Raw genomic sequence first — 16,211 nt, forward strand, 5'->3', positions numbered from 1 at the left:
ACGCCCGTGCTGGCCGACTCTTACGGGCGCGTGTCCACGGACCTGCGCGTCTCGCTCACCGACCGCTGCAACCTCCGGTGCACCTACTGCATGCCTCCCGAAGGCCTGGAGTGGCTGCCCAAGCCCGAGCTCCTCACCGACGACGAACTCCTGCGCCTCATCGACATCGGGGTCACCCGCCTGGGCATCACCGAGGTGCGCTTCACCGGCGGCGAACCCCTGCTCCGTCGCGGCCTGCCCGGCATCATCGCCGGCACCACCGCCCTGGGCCCCCGCCCCCACACCGCCCTCACCACCAACGGCATCGGCCTGGCCCGCATGGCCCCCGCCCTGGCCGAGGCCGGCCTGGACCGCGTCAACGTCTCCCTCGACACCCTGCGCCACGACGTGTTCGAGACCCTCGCCCGCCGCCGCCGACTCGACGACGTCCTCGAAGGCCTGACCGGCGCCACCCGCGCCGGGCTCACCCCCGTGAAGGTCAACACGGTCCTCATGCGCGGCGTCAACGACGGCGAGGCCGCCGACCTGCTGCGCTTCTGCATCGAGCACGGCTACGAGCTGCGCTTCATCGAGCAGATGCCGCTCGACGCCCAGCACGGGTGGCGCCGCGACGACATGATCACCGCCGACGAGATCCTGGCCCGCCTGGAGGCCGTCTTCGACCTCGCCGACGCCGACCCGGCCGCGCGCGGCAGCGCGCCCGCCGAACTCTTCCGGGTCCTCGGGCACACCTTCCCGAACGGGCACGAGGCCACCGTCGGCGTCATCGGCTCGGTCACCCGGCCCTTCTGCGGCACCTGCGACCGGGTGCGGCTCACCGCCGACGGACAGATCCGCAACTGCCTGTTCGCCCGCGAGGAGTCCGACCTGCGCACCCCGTTGCGCGAGGGCGCCTCCGACGCGGAGATCGCCGAACGCTGGACGGCGGCGGTCGCCCGCAAGCTCCCCGGCCACGGCATCGACGACCCGGGCTTCCTCCAGCCGGCCCGGCCGATGTCCGCGATCGGAGGGTGATCGCAGGTCCCGCGGCGGAAAATCGGTGGACGAAAAGTACCTTTTGCGGCTGAATGTCTCGGGGTGCGCTCGCGTCCGTCCCGAAGCACAGGCCGTTCGCGGAAAGGGAGGTGGCCTGTCATGACCTATACCGAGATCCCCGGCGACCGGGTCCCGATCCGCATGTGGGCCCGCCCGGACGAGGTCGAGGACGCCGCCATGCGGCAGCTCCACAACGTCACCGCCATGCCCTGGATCCACGGCCTGGCCGTGATGCCCGACGTCCACTACGGCAAGGGCGCCACCGTGGGCTCCGTGATCGCCATGCGCGACGCGGTCAGCCCCGCCGCCGTGGGCGTCGACATCGGCTGCGGCATGACGGCGGTGCGCACCGACCTGACCGCCGAACGGCTCCCGGACGACCTGGGCCGACTGCGCTCGGCGCTGGAGGCGGCGATCCCGGTCGGGTTCCACTTCCACGACGAGGCCGTCGATCCCGCCACGATCCCGGGACTGCGCAGCCGGGCGTGGGACGCGTTCTGGAAGGGGTTCGACGACCTCGCCGACGCCGTCCACCCGCGCCGCGAGCGGGCCCTGCGCCAGCTGGGCACCCTCGGCGGGGGCAACCACTTCCTGGAGGTGTGCCTGGACGACGAGGGCGCGGTGTGGCTGGTGCTGCACTCGGGGTCGCGCAACATCGGCAAGGAACTGGCCGACCACCACATCGGCGAGGCCCGCGACCTGCCGCACAACCAGGACCTGCCCGACCGCGACCTGGCGGTGTTCCTCACCGGGACCCCGGAGATGGACGCCTACCGCCGGGACCTGTTCTGGGCGCAGGACTACGCCCGCCGCAACCGCGACGTCATGATGGGGCTGGCCTGCGAGGTCCTGGCCCGGCAGGTGCCGGGCACCGGGTTCGGGCAGTGGATCTCCTGCCACCACAACTACGTGGCGGAGGAGACCTACGACGGGGTGGACGTCCTGGTGACCCGCAAGGGCGCGATCCGCGCAGGTGCGGGGGAGTACGGGATCATCCCCGGCAGCATGGCGACGGGGACGTACATCGTCAAGGGCCTGGGCAACGAGGACTCGTTCAACTCGGCGTCGCACGGGGCCGGACGCCGGATGAGCCGGACCAAGGCCCGTAAGACGTTCACCGCCGCCGACCTGGTCGAGCAGACCAGGGGCGTGGAATGCCGCAAGGACGCCGGTGTGGTCGATGAGATCCCGGCGGCGTACAAGGACCTGGAGTCGGTCATCGAGGCCCAGACCGACCTGGTGCGCGTGGTCGCGCGCCTGCGTCAGGTGATCTGCGTCAAGGGGTGAGGGTGCGGGCGGCCCGGCCGGTTCCGGCCGGGCCGCCTTCCGTGCCGCTCGCCATCGCCGGGAGCGGCCCTGTGACGGGTTCGGCCAGGGGGCCCGTCGGTGGGTTCCGCCCTTCCCCCGGTGCCCGTGTCCGGCTCCCGCGGAAGGCGGTGCCCCGGTGGCCCTCGTGTGCCCCGGAACACCGCGTCGGGGAGTCCCCCGGGAGAGGCGTCGCCGCGTTCCGGCGACGACCGTGGAAGAGCCCCTCGCGCGGTGCGGGCGCGAGGGGCCGTGTTCCTCGGGTGCGTCGTCAGTAGACCAGCGGGGTGAACTGCGGGGAGGCGAAGGTCCCACCGGTGTGGAAGTCGATGCTGCGACCGGCGGGGATGCTGTACAGGTGGGTCCTCTTGGAGGCCGCGTTGGCCCACGTCCCGCGGATCGTCACGTAGTAGGAGGGGGTGCTGGAGGAGATGCCGACCGACGTGCACTGGCCGGGGCCGACCACCCGGGTGGAGAAACCCCCGCTGTTGGAGAAGGTGGCGTGGGCCGTGTAGTTGGAGGCCACGTTGCACAGACGGAAGGTACCGGCGGCGGCGGCGGGGGCCGCGGTGCCGATGGTGATGCCGAAGGACAGCAGCAGGCCCAAGGCCATGGCCAGGGCGATCGTCTTGCCTCGGGAGAGCGCGGCGGTCATGGGACTCCTCGTCATGGCGGTGAGTGAGGGGCCGGGGCAGGGGCCGCCCCGCATCTGGGGGCGATGCGTACTCAACCACACTCGAAGAGTGACTTCTAGGTGTTTGTGTGGTTTTTTTCTTGCTTTGTATGTGTTTCCAGGCCTTTTCTGTGGTGTTCATGGTGGGGTGTCCTCCGCGTTCACCTCGAACGTGTGAGCCCTCGCCCGGTCCGGACCCTGATCGGTCCGGGGTCCCGGGCAGGGATCACTCCCACCCCTTGAAGTGCCAGACGTTCCGGTTGCCGCCGGGAAGGGGCTCGTACACGGCCCGCACCTCGTGCGCGCCCTTCGCCTGCGGCGGCCGTGGTGCGGACGGAGCCCTCAGCAGGGCGCCGAGATCCCCCACGGGCACCTCGTAGATCTCCTCGTGGTCGTACACCCCCTCGATCGCGAGCCCGTCCCAGCACGGCGGGCCTCCGACGAGGTGTACGGTCACGTGGTCGTCCAACGATGTCTCTCTCACCCTTCCATGATGTGACGGAGCGGGACGGGGGACGCCGCGACGCGCCCAAGCGAAGGAGGGCTTCTCCCGTGGACGGGGGAACCCCGAGACCCCTCACCCCTCTCTGACCGCCCTGCGCGGCACGGGGAGGGTGCATGCTGGGGGAGTGAGCACTCTGGACGCGGTGATCCTCGCGGGCGGGGCGGGCACCCGCATGGGCGGCGTCGACAAGCCGGGACTGGCGGTCGCCGGACACACCCTCGTGGAGCGCGTCGCGGCGGCGGTCCGCGCCCACGCGCCCGACGGCCGGATCATCGTGGTGGGCCCCGAGAGGGATTCGCCGCCCGCCCTGTACGTGCGCGAGGACCCGCCGGGCTCGGGGCCGGTCCCCGCCCTGCGCGCGGGGCTGCCGCACGTCACCGCCGAGCGGTTCGCCCTGCTCGCCGCCGACCTGCCCCACCTGACCGGAGGGCACCTGGCGACCCTGGAGGGTGCCGTCGAGGACGTCGGCGCGGTGTTCGTCGACGGCGGAGGACGGGAGCAGTGGCTCACCGGTGTCTGGGACACCGGTGCCGTTCGCGCGGCCCTGGCGGCGTACACCGGTCGGTCCCTGTACGGGCTCCTCGGTCCGCTGGGGCCCCGGTTCGTCCAAGCCCCCGATCCGGACGCCGTCGCCGACTGCGACACCCCCGAGGACCTCGCCCGCGCCGCCCGGCGCCTCGACGGCTGACGCCGGGGAGCCTCCCCGCGGTGACTCCACGGCCGGTGCCCCGGTGCCGTGCGCCGTGGACGTGCCGGTCGGGCGTGCGTCCCGCGTCGCCCGTGCGGGAGCCCGACCGGCCTGCGGTGACCACCCGGATCCCGGGTCAGCGGCGGGCGTCGCGCCAGGGGTGGGGGAGGGCGCCGCCTGCGCGGAGGTGGCGGTGGAGGGAGTCGAAGGCCCTGTCGGCCCGGCGCAGGACGGCGGCCGGGTCGACGGTGGGGTCCGACGCCTCGCGGAGGAGCGAGGAGAGGCGGTCGAAGAGCGCGTCGGCGCGTTCCCGTTGGCCGGGCGTGGCGGGCCGGTCGCGCCGGTCGGCGGCGGTCTTCCGGTCGGGCATGGTGGTTTCCTTTCTCGCGGTCGGTGCGGTCGGTGCGGTCGGTGCGGTCGGTGCGGACGCGCGGGTTCCGGGGTTTCGTCGGGGCAGAGGCCCGGCCGGGTGGTGCGCGATCGTGGCGGGCCGGGCTCGGGGCCGGATGAGTCGGGCGAACTCGTCGAAGGTCAGGGGTTTCACAGCCGCCCCAGGAGTTCGGAGACCAGGTCGCGGGCGAGGTGGTCTTCGCCGCCTTCGTGCGCGACCGGGACGGTGACGTGGGGTTCGCCCCACATCGGTCGCCACCACCGGTGGTCGACGTAGCGGACGGTCACGTGGCGTCCGGCGTACTCGGCGCGCACCGATCCAGGGAGGTCGCCGTCCCTCGCGGCGATCCCCCGACGGCGCAACGCGGAGTGCAGAGCGAGGACCGCCGCCTCGGCTTCAGGAGCGAACGGGGTTCGTGGAGCATCGTTCATGGCACCCATGGTGAGCGATCACCTCCGGCTTTCCGTAGTGATCAGAAGACACTGAGAAAACCGGTGCGTTCCCGGAAAATTATTGGCATGCTTTGAGCATGCCTTTGAACCCCTTCGCTGAGGCTCTCACTGAGTTCCGGGAACTCGCAGGGCTTACGCAAACCCAGCTAGCCCAAAGGGCACAGGTTTCCGTGTCTTCCGTGAACAGGTGGGAGCATGGGCACTCGCCACCAAAGCGCGATAATGCGGAAAAGTTGGACACGGCATGCGAAGCCGATGGAAAACTGTTAGTCGTGTGGCACGCGCAGACTTCGCGTTCAGGGCTGCCGGAATGGGCGAGGGACCTTGCTGCGATTGAGCCCGCCGCTCGACACGCGACCCTGATCACGTCATCAGGGGTGCCAGGGATGTTGCAGGCCCCCGAGTACGCCCGCGCCGTATTTCTCGCGGGCAGCCCCACGTCCAGTGAGGACGACCTCGCACGTCTGGTCGCCCTACGGTGCGACCGCCTTGCGGAACTGCCCGACTTGCGAATCGCCGCTACATTTCCCGCGACGGCCGTCGGAGGACTGTCCGCAGACCTCCGAGGGGCACAGGCGAAGCACTTGCTCTCATGGGCGGAAACCGGACGGGTCACACTCACTCTGGCCCCACCCGGAGCTGCGATGCCACTGCCTGTCGCTCCACTCATGGTCTACCGGTTGCGATCCGGCGAGAGGATCATCGCTAGTGATCACGCAGACGGTACCGTAGTACTAAACGCCGATTCGACGGAGCGCGTAGACGCCGTGGTCACGGCAGCCTTGACCAACGCAATGCCCGTCGCGTCCTCCCTGGAATACCTGGAGAGCCTCACATGAGCACCCCCACCGAGTGGCACAAGTCCAGCTACAGCGCCAACGGGAACAACTGCGTGGAAGCGCGTGAGGGTGTCCACGGTGCGGATGTCCGCGACACCCAGAACCGGGAGGCCGGGCACCTGGCCTTCGACCGCGTCGAGTGGTCCGCGCTGCTCGCCGGGGTGCGCGCCGGCCGCTGACCCCGAAGCGCGGTGAGAACCCCCGGACCGGACCGCCCGGGGGTTCTCACATGTCGCGAACCCGGTGTACTCTCGCGCCATGACGATCAGGAAGGGCGGTCTCCGCCCGGGCCGTTGAGCCCCACCGAGCCGACGCAGGCGTCGGCCCCCTCACTTCTCTCCACCGTCGAACCCCTCTCCGCGACCGCGCGGACGCGCGCCCTGTCGGACTTCGCCCGCCGCCGCGCGGGAACCCCGGAACTCACCGCGATCATCCGCGACCTTGAGGCCCACACTCGGGGAACCGGGTTCGCCCCGCACGCCCAACGTGCGTTCGCCTCCCAGCTGGCCCTGGTCTCCCGCGACCTCGACGCGGTCGTCCGCCACCTCGCCTCGCCCCACCACGATCTGCGCCGGGCCGCCCTGCGCGCGGTCCGCGCGCTCCCCGTCCCCGACGAGGCCGTGATCCCCGCCCTGCGCGACGCCCCCACCGAGCTGCGCCGCGCCCTCTACCGCACCCTGCTCCACGCCCGCCGCACGGCCCTCGCGGACCGACTCCTGTCCCGCGTCCACCACGATCACGGCGCACCCGAGGCCGCCGCCCTCCTGCCCGCCTGCTCCTCGCGGGTCGTCGCCGCGCGCCTGCCCGACCTCGCCCACGCGGTCCTGTCCTGGCGGCGGCTCGCCCGCCGCCACCCGGACACCCTCGTCGCCTACCTGCACGCCCTGCGCGAGGCGGGCCGCGACGACGAACCCGCCGACCGCACCCGCCTCCTGCGCGCCCTGGACCCGCTCCGCCCCGAGGCGGTCGCCGACCTGGCGACCGGGCACCCGGGGCGGCGGTACCACGCCTACCCGCACGCCGCCCGCGTCCACGACCGAACGCACGGAGACGACGAGCGCTTCTACCCGACCCGCTACCCGGCGACGGTCTACGGGGACCGCAGCGTCCGCTCCCTGATGCGCGCCATGCGCGGTTCCCCCGAAGCGGCCCGCCCCGTACTCCGCGCCATGGAACCCGAGGTCCGCGCCCGCTACCTGGAGGCCTTTCTGGAGCGCCGCGACACCCTGCGGATCCCGTCGCTCACGGCCAACCTCGACCTCCTCGCCCCACGACGGGCCGAACAGGAGGCACGGTCCGCTCTGGAACGCCTCCGCCGTTCACGGCGCAACGGACGCCGCGACGACCCGAACCTCGACCTGGACGTCCTCGCGTTCCTGCCCCACGCCGAGGTGGCCGGGACGCTCACCGAAGCCGCCGGCTCAGGTGACGTCGACCGACGCGCCCGCGGCCTGGCCGCCCTGCTCAAGGCGACCGTGCGCACGGGTGATCCGGCGCTGATCGCCGACGTCCTCCTCACCCGTGCCGAACGGGCCCGCGCCGAACGCGACCCGGTGCGCCGCGTCCTGCTGAGCGCCGTCGCCGACACACCCCCGCCCCTGCTCGAAGCGTCGCTCCCGGCCCTGGAACGGTTGCTCGCCGACACCGTCCAGGCCCGCGACACGAGTGCCGACACCCGCCGGGCCCTGCGCGACATCGCCGCCCGCCTGCTCCGCCACCCCGGCACCGGCACCGCGCTCACCGCGTGGGCGCTGGAGGTCTACACGCGCCTGGTGGAGCGCTTCGGCGGCGAGGGCCTGGGGGAGCCCGGCCGCCCTCGCGCGAACCCTCCCTGGTGGACGTCGCGGAGGCGGGGGCGCGGCGTCGACCTGGAACCCCACCTGGACCAGGTACTGCCCCGAGGAACGGAACACGAGCTGTACCGGCGCCTGACCCCCGTGCTGGCCGCCGCCCGCGAACGCGGCGATCACCTGCCCACCGTCCTGGTGGTCCGCGAACTGGGCCGCCGGGCCCGGAACCTCCCGGAACTGCGCGCGCACCTGCGTGCGGCCGTATCGGAGACCGGGGATCCGGCCGTGGCCGGCCCGGCGGCCCGGCTCCACCTGTCCGGACCGGACGCGGCGCGGGAGGCGCTCCGCCTGACCGGGACCGACCCCGACACCGTGCGGATCCCCCGGGTCTGGCGTCTCCTCGCCCGAGAGCACGGCACCGACGCCGTCCTCACGGCCGTGACGACGGCGACCCGGGTCCGTGACGGGCGCGCCTGGATTCCGGACGTCGACCGGCGGGCGGCCCGGCTCTGGCCGCTCCGCCTGACCAGTGCCGTCGCCGAACACCTGAGCGTCATCGCCGCCGATCCCGCGCTGAGCGTCGACGACCGGGAACGGGCCCTGCTCCGCCTGGGCGACCTGCCCCGGACGACGCACCGGTTGTGGCCCTACCGGACCACCGAGGACATCGTGCTGCGGGAGGCCGCCCTGCGCGCCCTCGGCCGGAACCACGACCGCGACCTGGAATCCCTCCTGGACGCCATGGACGGTCCCCAGTCCCGGGCCGCCGCGCCGGCGCTGTCCCTCAGGGCCCTGGCCACACCGCCTTCGGAGCTGGGTCCGGCCCTGGCCCGGGCCCTGGACGGCCCGGCCAAGGTCACCGTCCGCAAGACCGCCGCCCGCCTCCTGGCACACCATCGCCCGCCCGGCGCCGTGGAACACCTGGCCCGGATCCTGGCCGCCGACGGGCCGCACCGCGACGTGCGCGCCGCCGTGATCGGTGCCCTCGCCCGGTGCCTGGACGACCCTGCGGCGCTGCCCGCACTGGCCGAGCACGCCCCGGGGTTCGCGGACACCGAGACCCGGCTCGCCCTCCTGGGCCCCGGGCCCCTGCGCTGCCCGCCGGAGCACCGGGCGGCGATGGCCGCGCTGGTGGCCTCGTTGCCCGAGGCGGAGGAGACCCACTGGCGGTTCGGGTACTGGACCTCCCGCTGGGCCTCCTGGGGTGGTGCGCCCGACGTCGACGCCCTCAACGACGCCGCGTGCGACATGGGACGGCCCTTCGGCCGGACCCGTGTCGGGCTCCACGCCCTGTGGCGTGGGGGGATCGCCCTCGACCGGGCGCACGAGGTGGTGGACCGCCTGCTCGATCTCGTTCCGGGACCGTCGGCGGGGCCACTCGTCCGCGTTCGGGAGGGAGCGGACACACCGCATCGCCGGCTGACCGTGCTGCTGGGGGAATTCGCTTCGGCGGTGTACACGGGGGAGCGGGACGACCCCGGCCGGTTCGACGGTCGTGTGCGGTCGGTCGTGCGCTCCCTGGAACGCCGGGACGAGTATCTGCCCGAGGCGATGGACCTCGTCATCGGACGCGTGGAGTCGCGGATCGGCCGCGACGGGGGTCGGGTACGGCCCGCGGAGATCACGGGACTCCTCCTGTGGTACCTGCGCCTGGGCTCGCGCACGGCCCACTTCGGCGACGACGTCCCCCTCCGTCCGGTGAAGGCGCTGTGCGACCGCTGGGGGCGCGACGAGATCCCCTGGGACGTCCGGGCCGAGATCGTCCGGGGCCTCCTGCGGGCCGCGACGGAGGAGGAGCGGATCCGCCCTGCGGCGGGAGTGCTCGCCCTGGCGCTCGTCCGACGCGCCCTGACCGAGTGCGGACCGGCCGACCCCTGGCCCGAGCTGCTCACCCGCATCGCGGATCCGGGCGACCCCGCCCTGCGCGCCGCCGCCTGGCGGGTGGCCGCCGACTGATCCGCCCGGCACGGGACGTTCCGGGACCGTCGCGTACGGCGGCCCGTACACCGCCGTCGGCCCGGAGCGCCACCCGTCCGGCCGCCACCCGTCCGGCCCGCCCCGGGGCGGGCCGGACGGGCGAGGACCCCTGGCACGGGCGTCGTCCACAGGCGGGGAAAACGGGTGGCGGACCGTGGCGGCGGGGACGGAGAATGGATTCAGGGGCTCCGCACCGATGGCGGAGCACGACGCCCCGAATCGACGCCGTCCCGCCCCGCTCCCCCCGCCACCCTGCCTCCACGCTCCGTGGACGACGCCCGCCGCCCCGGCCTCCGCCTCCGCACAGAGAGTGCTTCGTGACCGACCTCCCCTCCGTCGAGGACCTGCTCGCCGCCACCGCCGACCTGTCCCACCGCGACCGGATGGCTCGCACCGCCGCCCTGGCCCGGGAGCACGCGGGCACCCCGGAACTGTCCGACCTCCTGGAACGGCTGCGCACCGGCCGCCACGGCCCCCTCGCACTGCACATGGCGATCGCCGCCCGCGACACCGCCGCCTTCGCCGCCGTCCTGTCCGGCCCCGACCAGGAGTCGCGCCGCCGCGCCCTGCTCCGGACCTGGCCCGGGGTCGGCGACGACGCCCTCGCCGCCGCTGTGGACGACGCCGCCTCGGCGGTGCGCCGCGAGCTCTACCTCACCCTGTTCCACACCCGGCGCGAAGCCCTCGCCGACCGGCTGCTGCCCGCCGTCCGTCGCGACCACGGCGACTTCGAGGCCGCCGCCCTGCTCCCCGCCTGTTCCGCGCGCACCGTCGCCGCCCGCCTGCCCGACCTCGCCTACGCCGTGCGCGCCCGGGGGCGGCTGGCCCGACGTCATCCCGGCATCCTCCTCGACCACATGCGCGCCTTCCGCGACGCCCCGCCCCCGGGCCTGGTCTGGCCCCGCGACGTGCTCCCGCTCCTGGCCGCCCTGGACCCGATCGCCCCCGGCGCGCTCCTGGACCTCCTCGGTCCCCTCCGGGATCCGGAACTCCTCGCGGAACTGCCTCGGGTCCGCGACCTGGGGGAGGAGTCCTCGGCGGTGCCCCGCTACCCCGAGGCCTTCCCCCGCCTTTTCGACCACACCCGCGCCGAGAGGGAACTCTTGGACGCGATCGCCCACGACCCGACCGAGGCGCTGCGGGTGCTCACCGCCATGCCCCGCCCCCTGGCCGCGACCTACCTGAAGCGTCTCACCGGACACGGCACCGCGCTCCTGCCGTTCCTGGACCTGCTGCCCCCCGCCCGTGCCGAGGCCGAGGCCGAGCGGATCCTCGCCGTCCTGGCCGACCGACGCGAGCGGGGGACCACGGCCGGCGACCCCCACGCCGACCTCGACGCCGCCGCCTTCCTGCCCCGGGCACGGGCCCGGGAGATCTTGGACCGGGCGGCCGACGCCGGCGATCCCGAGCGCCGTGCCCGGGCGCTGACCCGCCTCATGGAGGCCGCCGCCCGCACCGGGGATCCGGCCCTGCTCGCGGAGGTCGCCTCCGCCCGGACGAACCGGGCCCGCGCGGAACGGGATCAGGTCCGCGCCGCCCTCCTGGCCGGGCTGACCCGTGTTCCGGTCCCCCTCCTGGCCGCGGCCGCCGGGTTCGACGCCGTCGGCCCCGACGCCGGAACCTCGTTCCCGCACGCCCTGCTCGACGACACCGCCACCACACCCGACACCTCCACGGCGACCCGGGTGGCGTTGCGGGTCCTCGCCGCACGCCTCCTCACCCACCCGGACACCCGCGACCTCCCCCGGGCGCGGGCCTGGGCGGTGGAGGTGCAGGCCCGCCTCATCGAGGTCTTCGGGGAACGCGGCCTCCAAGTGCATGTCCACAAGGAACTCCGGGGGCTGGCCGCCGGTCGGCTCCGCGAACCCGACACCCTCCTGCCTCCTCTGGAGCGGATCCTCCCCCCGGGGCTCGAACACGCCCTGTACGCCCGGATCGCCCCGCACACGGCCGCCGCCGGGGCCCGCCGCGATACCGCGCCCGCCCTGCTCCTGGCCCGGCAACTCGGTGCCCGGGCCCACGACCTCCCCCGCCTCCAGGACGCCCTGCGCGCGATCATCCTCGCCGACCCCCGCTCCTCCGACGCCGGACGCGCGGCCCGTCTGCACCTCAACGGCGTCCCCGCCCGACGGACCCCCTCCGGGCCCGGGGACGAGGGCACCGCAGCCGATCCCACCGACGGACGAGACGAGGTCCTGCGCCGCGCCCTGGCGTTGTTCGCCGCGGACCCCGCCACCGTCCTGACCGAACCGGTGTGGGCGGTCCTGGCGGACCGTGCCGCCCCCGGCGTGGTGAGCGGCGCCCTGGACGTCATCGTTCGGGCGGCGGCCGAGGACGGGCACCGGTGGGCGGAGTTCCCTCGGTGGACCACCCGCACCTGGCCCGGACACCTGGTGGACCGCCTCGCCGACCGGCTGACGGTTCTGGCCTCCGACCCCGACCGGCCGGTCTACGAGCGCGCCGACCTCGTCCACCGACTCGCCCGCCTCCCCGGTACGGCCGACCGCCTGGCCGCCCTCTCGGAACGCGAGACCTCGACCGAACTCCGCCCGTACCTCGTGGGCGCTCTGGGCCGCGTGGACACGCCCGAGCGCGCCGTGACCGCCCTGGAGGGCCTCCTCCACGGGCCCCACGCCCACCTCGCCGTCCGGGCGCTGACCCGGCACGCCGCGTACCTGCCCCCGTCCCGGTCGCGTCCGCTGATCGCACGTCTGCTGACCGGACCCGGCGCGATCATCGCCCGTAAGGAGGCGGCCCGGCTGGCGGTGGCGCACCGGCCACCGGGCGTCGTCGACGACCTTCTCCGCGCACTCGCCGACACCGACCTCCACCGTGACGCCAGGGCGGCCGTGGTCGGCGCACTGACCCGCTTGACGGACGGCGCGCCCGACGTCGTGGAACGCTTGGCCGCACGGGTCCCCGAGTTCGACGCCCCCGAGATCCGACGCGAGGCGCTCGCCGTGGAGCCCCTCGACCTGCCGCCCGCCCATCGCACCGCCTTCGCGCGTTTCGTGATCGCGCTGCCCGACCTCGCCGACGCCGATCCGGCGCTCATGACGGCACGCGCCCGCTGGTACCCGTGGTGCCCGGACCTCGTCGACGACACGGTGGCGGCGGTGACCGATCTCGCCCGGCCCTTCGGCCGGACCCTGCCGGTGCTGTCGGCCCTGCTGGACTCCGGCTCGATCGACGGCCGTCTCCCGGCCCTCCTCATCGCCCTGGCGGACGCCGACGCGGCCGACGCCACCAGCCGCCCGATCCCGGTGCGGCCGCGGGTCCGTGAACCCCACGAGACGTTCCAGAGAAGGATCTCCACCCTCGCCTGGAGCGTCCACCGGCGTCTGGAGCGGTCCACCGGTGCGCGCCGGTCGTCCCTGGCCAGGGGGATCGCGCCGGTGATCGACCGTCTGGGCGATCGTCCCGAACACCTGGAGCACGTCGTCCGGCTCACCGAGGCCTCCCTCGTGGAGGACGATCCGGATGGCGCCCTCGCGTCCGCCGAGGCCCTCATCGGGATCCTGGCCCGGCACCCCCTGTACACGATGGTCCACCTGGACCCGGTGACCCGGACGGTACTGCGGGCCTGGGCCCCGGAACCGGCGTCCGCGCCGATCGAGGCGCGGGTACGCGACCTCGTGGCGCGCTCCCGGCAACGGGGCGACCACCGGGGAGTCCTCGACGGGCTGGTCGCGGTCGGGGCCGTCGGTATGCGCGGCTGGCTGGAAGGATGGGTCGAGCCCTGGCCGGGCCTGTTGGTGGAGGCGGGGGAGTCACCGCACGCGGCGGTACGGGAGCGGGCACGGCTGACGGCGGTCTCCTGAGGGGCCGGACCGGCCCTACCGCTCCTTCAGCTCGTCCACGGAGACGGTCTCGCGCAGGAAGCCCCGCAGCTCCAGGAAGTTCGTCAGGTAGGCGCGGTGCTCGTCGCAGGCCGTCCACACCTTGCGCCGGTCCGGGGTGTGCACCTTCGGGTTGTTCCAGACCAGGGCCCACACCGCCGCCTCGCGGCAGTCGCGCCGCGAGCAGATCGCGGTCTCGGCCCGTTCCTCATCGCCCAATGCCGACCCCCTCGGAGAAAAACCTCCCGCCCGGTCAAAGGGCGGTAACGGCAGGGTAGGGGGCCCGGCCCCGAAAAGACAAAGGCGACGCCGGGTGGTTACGGGGGCAAACCACCCGGCGTCGCACACGATGTTCCGACGGGGGCTCGAAACATCGTTCCGCGCTTCGACGGGGGACCGAAGCGCCAAGACCCAATGTACACCGACCCCCCCGGGGGTACGTCAAGAGTCGGTTACGAGGTTGTCTCGGGAGAGTCCCGCCCTCTCTGGGGCTTTAGTCCCAGGTCAGTACGTATACCGCCATTCCAGGGGCCTTTCGGGGACGTGACGGAAGAGACGTCCATGCCCTCGTGGTCATCGGAATCCCAAGAGGGTCCAAAGTCCTTATCCATGCCCGGTCACGTGTCTCCTCCGCTCCCTTTCCCGGTCGGAGCGGCCGGGACGTCGCCTTCGTGCGACGGAACGTGTGACGGAGGGGGATAACGGGGAGGCAGATGAGCGGAGGTCGGCCCGTCGGGCCGCGCGCAACCGATCAGCAGGGGGTACACATGTCCCACCACACCTATCGGGTCACGGAGATCGTCGGTACCTCGCCGGAGGGCATCACCCAGGCGATCCACAACGGCATCGACCGGGCGTCGAGCACGCTTCGCGGGCTCGACTGGTTCGAGGTCACCGAGGTCCGCGGGCACATCGAGGACGGCCGCGTCGCGCACTTCCAGGTGGGTCTCAAGGTCGGCTTCCGCCTGGACGAGTAGCCGGGGGCACGGGAGGGGCCGGTGGGGCGTCGACGGCCCCCACCGGCCCCCGCGCCCTCGGTCAGCGCTCCTCGGAGGCGTCCCGGCCGCGTTGCACGTCCACGTGCACGTGGTCCAGGTGGCGCAGGATCTCGTTGTCCGGGTCGGCATCGTAGTCGCGCCACCCCAGGGACGGGTAGTAGGTGCTCCAGATGCGGTCGTCGAAGATGATGACGTCGATGTCGTAATCGGGCGCGTGCGCGATCAGCCAGTGCGCCATGATCCAGCCCTCGCGCCGGTTCCCCTCGTTGACCGGCCGGTAGAAGATGTCCAGCGCGCGCCCGTCGTAGTGCGCCGAACCCTCACCGTGCCCGGTGTTGTAACCGCCCGGAACGTATCCGCCCAGGCTCGGCTCGGAGAAGTGCTCCTCCACCCCGTCCTTGAGCCTCTGCGCCCGAGGGGTCAGCCCGGAGGGCTCCAGGTCCGGCTCGACGGCCAGGTCGCGGTCCTTCACGGAGCGGCAGGTCAACGACGGTCCGGCGTCGTCCTCCGGGCCGTTCTCCAGGACCTCCATCACCTCGTCGGGGATGTCCTCGACGTCGGGCGCCTCGACCGGCGCGGCGTCCCCCTGTGTCGCGACCGCGGCCGCGGTGGTGGCCCGCCGGGCCTGGTCCCGTTCGAGGCGGACGCTCTCCTCGCCGGTCCACACCGAGCACTCGGGGCCCCACGGCGTGGAGGTCGGGAAGGCGGTGTCGCCGCGCTGGGCGACCAGGCGGGTGCCCAGGACCGCGATGAGGCCCAGGACCAGGATGAGGCCGACGGCCAGGAGGCCCCGGTTCCAGCGGCGCTCCGGTCGTGCGGGTCGGTGTGCCATGCCCTTTGTGCCCTTCGCTCGTGCCGGGCGGCGACGCCCCCCGACGCGGGTTCCAGAGTGGTCAACTCCGGAAGACATGCTCAGATTTCCGGCACAAAGGACATTTTTCCCACATTGGTCCGCGGGCACTCCTGCGGTGGCCTCGCCGAAGGGCCGCTCAGAGCACCGACCACAGCACCAGCACACCGCCCGACAGCAGGGTCACCGCCCAGATCCGGTCCATGGTGACCCCCTTCCAGCGCAGGGCGTGCACCCCCAGGAAGTCGTGGGCCACCAACGCGGCGACCGCGCACGCCGCGAGCATCGCCGCCGTGTGCACCCCGGCGGCCAGCAGCCCGGTCAGGGTCGCGTCCCACAGGCCCCACGCCCCGGGTTCGGCCTCCGGGGCGGCCCCGGCCACGGTGGCCGATCCGTCGGTGGCCGCGACCCCGTGCCCGCCGTGTCCGCCGCCGGCGTCCATGTCGTGCGACGTGTTCCCGGCCAGCACCGGCATGAGCATCAGCCCCGCCCCGTGCGCCGAGGCCATGACGAACGACCAGGCCGCCAGCTGCCACGGCGGCAGTCGCAGTTCCATCCGGTGCGCGTGCCGACGCCACAACAGCATCACCAGCCCGACCACCACGATCAGGCCCCCGCCGACCACGGGGAAGAGCACCGAGGCGGTCACCGAACCGGTGACGGTGATCGCCACCGCGGCCACCGCCACGCTCCCGGCGTGGCCGACGGCGATCGGCGGCAGCGCGCGCAGCACCGCGCCGCGACCGCCCTCCTGGAGGCCCCGCGCCACGGCCAGCAGCCAGCCCATGCCCGGATGCAGACCGTGGAAGGCGCCCAACGCGACAAGGGCCAGAAGCTGAGCGGAGGTCACCGCGTCAGATTCACACGGG

At 73.6% G+C, this 16,211-nt stretch carries 15 protein-coding genes; 8 read left to right on the forward strand and 7 right to left on the reverse strand.

Annotated features, from left to right (window positions below):
• The first annotated feature begins 6 nt into the window (after window positions 1–6).
• Window positions 7–1,014 carry a GTP 3',8-cyclase MoaA gene (gene moaA, locus PWG71_RS03770; RefSeq protein ID WP_274808037.1) on the forward strand — a complete coding sequence of 336 codons (1,008 nt, stop codon included), beginning with the start codon at window positions 7–9 and terminating at the stop codon, window positions 1,012–1,014.
• Between the two features lie 120 nt (window positions 1,015–1,134).
• Window positions 1,135–2,322: an RtcB family protein gene (locus PWG71_RS03775; protein WP_274808038.1), complete on the forward strand. Its 1,188-nt coding sequence runs from the start codon at window positions 1,135–1,137 to the stop codon at window positions 2,320–2,322.
• 289 nt (window positions 2,323–2,611) lie between these two features.
• On the opposite strand, the gene PWG71_RS03780 is transcribed toward PWG71_RS03775, so the two are convergent.
• On the reverse strand, window positions 2,612–2,995 hold the full coding sequence (locus PWG71_RS03780) for a hypothetical protein (protein WP_274808039.1): 384 nt from the start codon (window positions 2,993–2,995) through the stop codon (window positions 2,612–2,614).
• 244 nt (window positions 2,996–3,239) lie between these two features.
• Window positions 3,240–3,497, reverse strand: a complete 258-nt coding sequence (locus PWG71_RS03785; RefSeq protein WP_274808040.1) for a hypothetical protein — start codon at window positions 3,495–3,497, stop codon at window positions 3,240–3,242.
• 145 nt (window positions 3,498–3,642) lie between these two features.
• Between PWG71_RS03785 and mobA the strand changes: the two genes are divergently transcribed.
• The gene (gene mobA, locus PWG71_RS03790) at window positions 3,643–4,206 is read left to right on the forward strand and encodes a molybdenum cofactor guanylyltransferase (RefSeq protein WP_274808041.1); all 564 of its coding nucleotides are present in this window, start codon (window positions 3,643–3,645) and stop codon (window positions 4,204–4,206) included.
• A 136-nt stretch (window positions 4,207–4,342) separates the two neighbouring features.
• Here the strand turns inward: mobA and PWG71_RS03795 are convergent, their stop codons facing one another.
• Both PWG71_RS03795 and PWG71_RS03800 read right to left on the reverse strand, forming a co-directional pair.
• Complete coding sequence (locus PWG71_RS03795; RefSeq protein ID WP_274808042.1) at window positions 4,343–4,576, reverse strand: hypothetical protein; 234 nt, start codon at window positions 4,574–4,576, stop codon at window positions 4,343–4,345.
• Between the two features lie 170 nt (window positions 4,577–4,746).
• Entirely contained in the window at window positions 4,747–5,028 is a 282-nt protein-coding gene (locus PWG71_RS03800; protein WP_274808043.1) for a hypothetical protein, read from the reverse strand.
• Window positions 5,029–5,126: 98 nt separating this feature from the next.
• Here PWG71_RS03800 and PWG71_RS03805 point away from each other — a divergent pair, with 98 nt between their 5' ends.
• From PWG71_RS03805 to PWG71_RS03820, 4 genes are all read left to right on the forward strand, one after another.
• Window positions 5,127–5,888: a helix-turn-helix domain-containing protein gene (locus tag PWG71_RS03805; protein ID WP_274808044.1), complete on the forward strand. Its 762-nt coding sequence runs from the start codon at window positions 5,127–5,129 to the stop codon at window positions 5,886–5,888.
• On the forward strand, window positions 5,885–6,067 hold the full coding sequence (locus tag PWG71_RS03810) for a DUF397 domain-containing protein (RefSeq protein ID WP_274808045.1): 183 nt from the start codon (window positions 5,885–5,887) through the stop codon (window positions 6,065–6,067). Before PWG71_RS03805 ends, PWG71_RS03810 begins: the two co-directional genes overlap by 4 nt.
• A gap of 114 nt (window positions 6,068–6,181) precedes the next feature.
• Window positions 6,182–9,634, forward strand: a complete 3,453-nt coding sequence (locus tag PWG71_RS03815) for a hypothetical protein (protein WP_274808046.1) — start codon at window positions 6,182–6,184, stop codon at window positions 9,632–9,634.
• 338 nt (window positions 9,635–9,972) lie between these two features.
• Window positions 9,973–13,476 carry a hypothetical protein gene (locus PWG71_RS03820; RefSeq protein ID WP_274808047.1) on the forward strand — a complete coding sequence of 1,168 codons (3,504 nt, stop codon included), beginning with the start codon at window positions 9,973–9,975 and terminating at the stop codon, window positions 13,474–13,476.
• A gap of 15 nt (window positions 13,477–13,491) precedes the next feature.
• Here PWG71_RS03820 and PWG71_RS03825 read toward each other — a convergent pair whose 3' ends face one another.
• A complete protein-coding gene (locus PWG71_RS03825; protein WP_274808048.1) occupies window positions 13,492–13,713 on the reverse strand; it encodes a hypothetical protein in 222 nt (73 codons plus the stop codon).
• Between the two features lie 548 nt (window positions 13,714–14,261).
• On the opposite strand from PWG71_RS03825, the gene PWG71_RS03830 reads away from it, so the two are divergent.
• Entirely contained in the window at window positions 14,262–14,471 is a 210-nt protein-coding gene (locus PWG71_RS03830; protein WP_274808049.1) for a dodecin, read from the forward strand.
• A 61-nt stretch (window positions 14,472–14,532) separates the two neighbouring features.
• On the opposite strand, the gene PWG71_RS03835 is transcribed toward PWG71_RS03830, so the two are convergent.
• Together PWG71_RS03835 and PWG71_RS03840 are read right to left on the reverse strand one after the other, a co-directional pair.
• Window positions 14,533–15,324, reverse strand: coding sequence for a hypothetical protein (locus tag PWG71_RS03835; protein WP_274808050.1), 792 nt, complete (start codon window positions 15,322–15,324; stop codon window positions 14,533–14,535).
• Between the two features lie 157 nt (window positions 15,325–15,481).
• The gene (locus tag PWG71_RS03840; protein WP_274808051.1) at window positions 15,482–16,192 is read right to left on the reverse strand and encodes a cell wall anchor protein; all 711 of its coding nucleotides are present in this window, start codon (window positions 16,190–16,192) and stop codon (window positions 15,482–15,484) included.
• Between the last annotated feature and the right edge of the window lie 19 nt (window positions 16,193–16,211).

Origin of the sequence: Nocardiopsis sp. N85, assembly GCF_028882275.1 — a bacterium.
GTDB lineage: Bacteria > Actinomycetota > Actinomycetes > Streptosporangiales > Streptosporangiaceae > Nocardiopsis > Nocardiopsis lambiniae.

Coding starts and splice junctions, on each gene's coding strand:
- PWG71_RS03775 (WP_274808038.1), top strand. CDS start 1,135: ATGACCTATACCGAGATCCCCGGCGACCGGGTCCCGATCCGCATGTGG.
- PWG71_RS03780 (WP_274808039.1), bottom strand. CDS start 2,995: ATGACCGCCGCGCTCTCCCGAGGCAAGACGATCGCCCTGGCCATGGCC.
- PWG71_RS03795 (WP_274808042.1), bottom strand. CDS start 4,576: ATGCCCGACCGGAAGACCGCCGCCGACCGGCGCGACCGGCCCGCCACG.
- PWG71_RS03800 (WP_274808043.1), bottom strand. CDS start 5,028: ATGAACGATGCTCCACGAACCCCGTTCGCTCCTGAAGCCGAGGCGGCG.
- PWG71_RS03805 (WP_274808044.1), top strand. CDS start 5,127: ATGCCTTTGAACCCCTTCGCTGAGGCTCTCACTGAGTTCCGGGAACTC.
- PWG71_RS03810 (WP_274808045.1), top strand. CDS start 5,885: ATGAGCACCCCCACCGAGTGGCACAAGTCCAGCTACAGCGCCAACGGG.
- PWG71_RS03830 (WP_274808049.1), top strand. CDS start 14,262: ATGTCCCACCACACCTATCGGGTCACGGAGATCGTCGGTACCTCGCCG.
- PWG71_RS03835 (WP_274808050.1), bottom strand. CDS start 15,324: ATGGCACACCGACCCGCACGACCGGAGCGCCGCTGGAACCGGGGCCTC.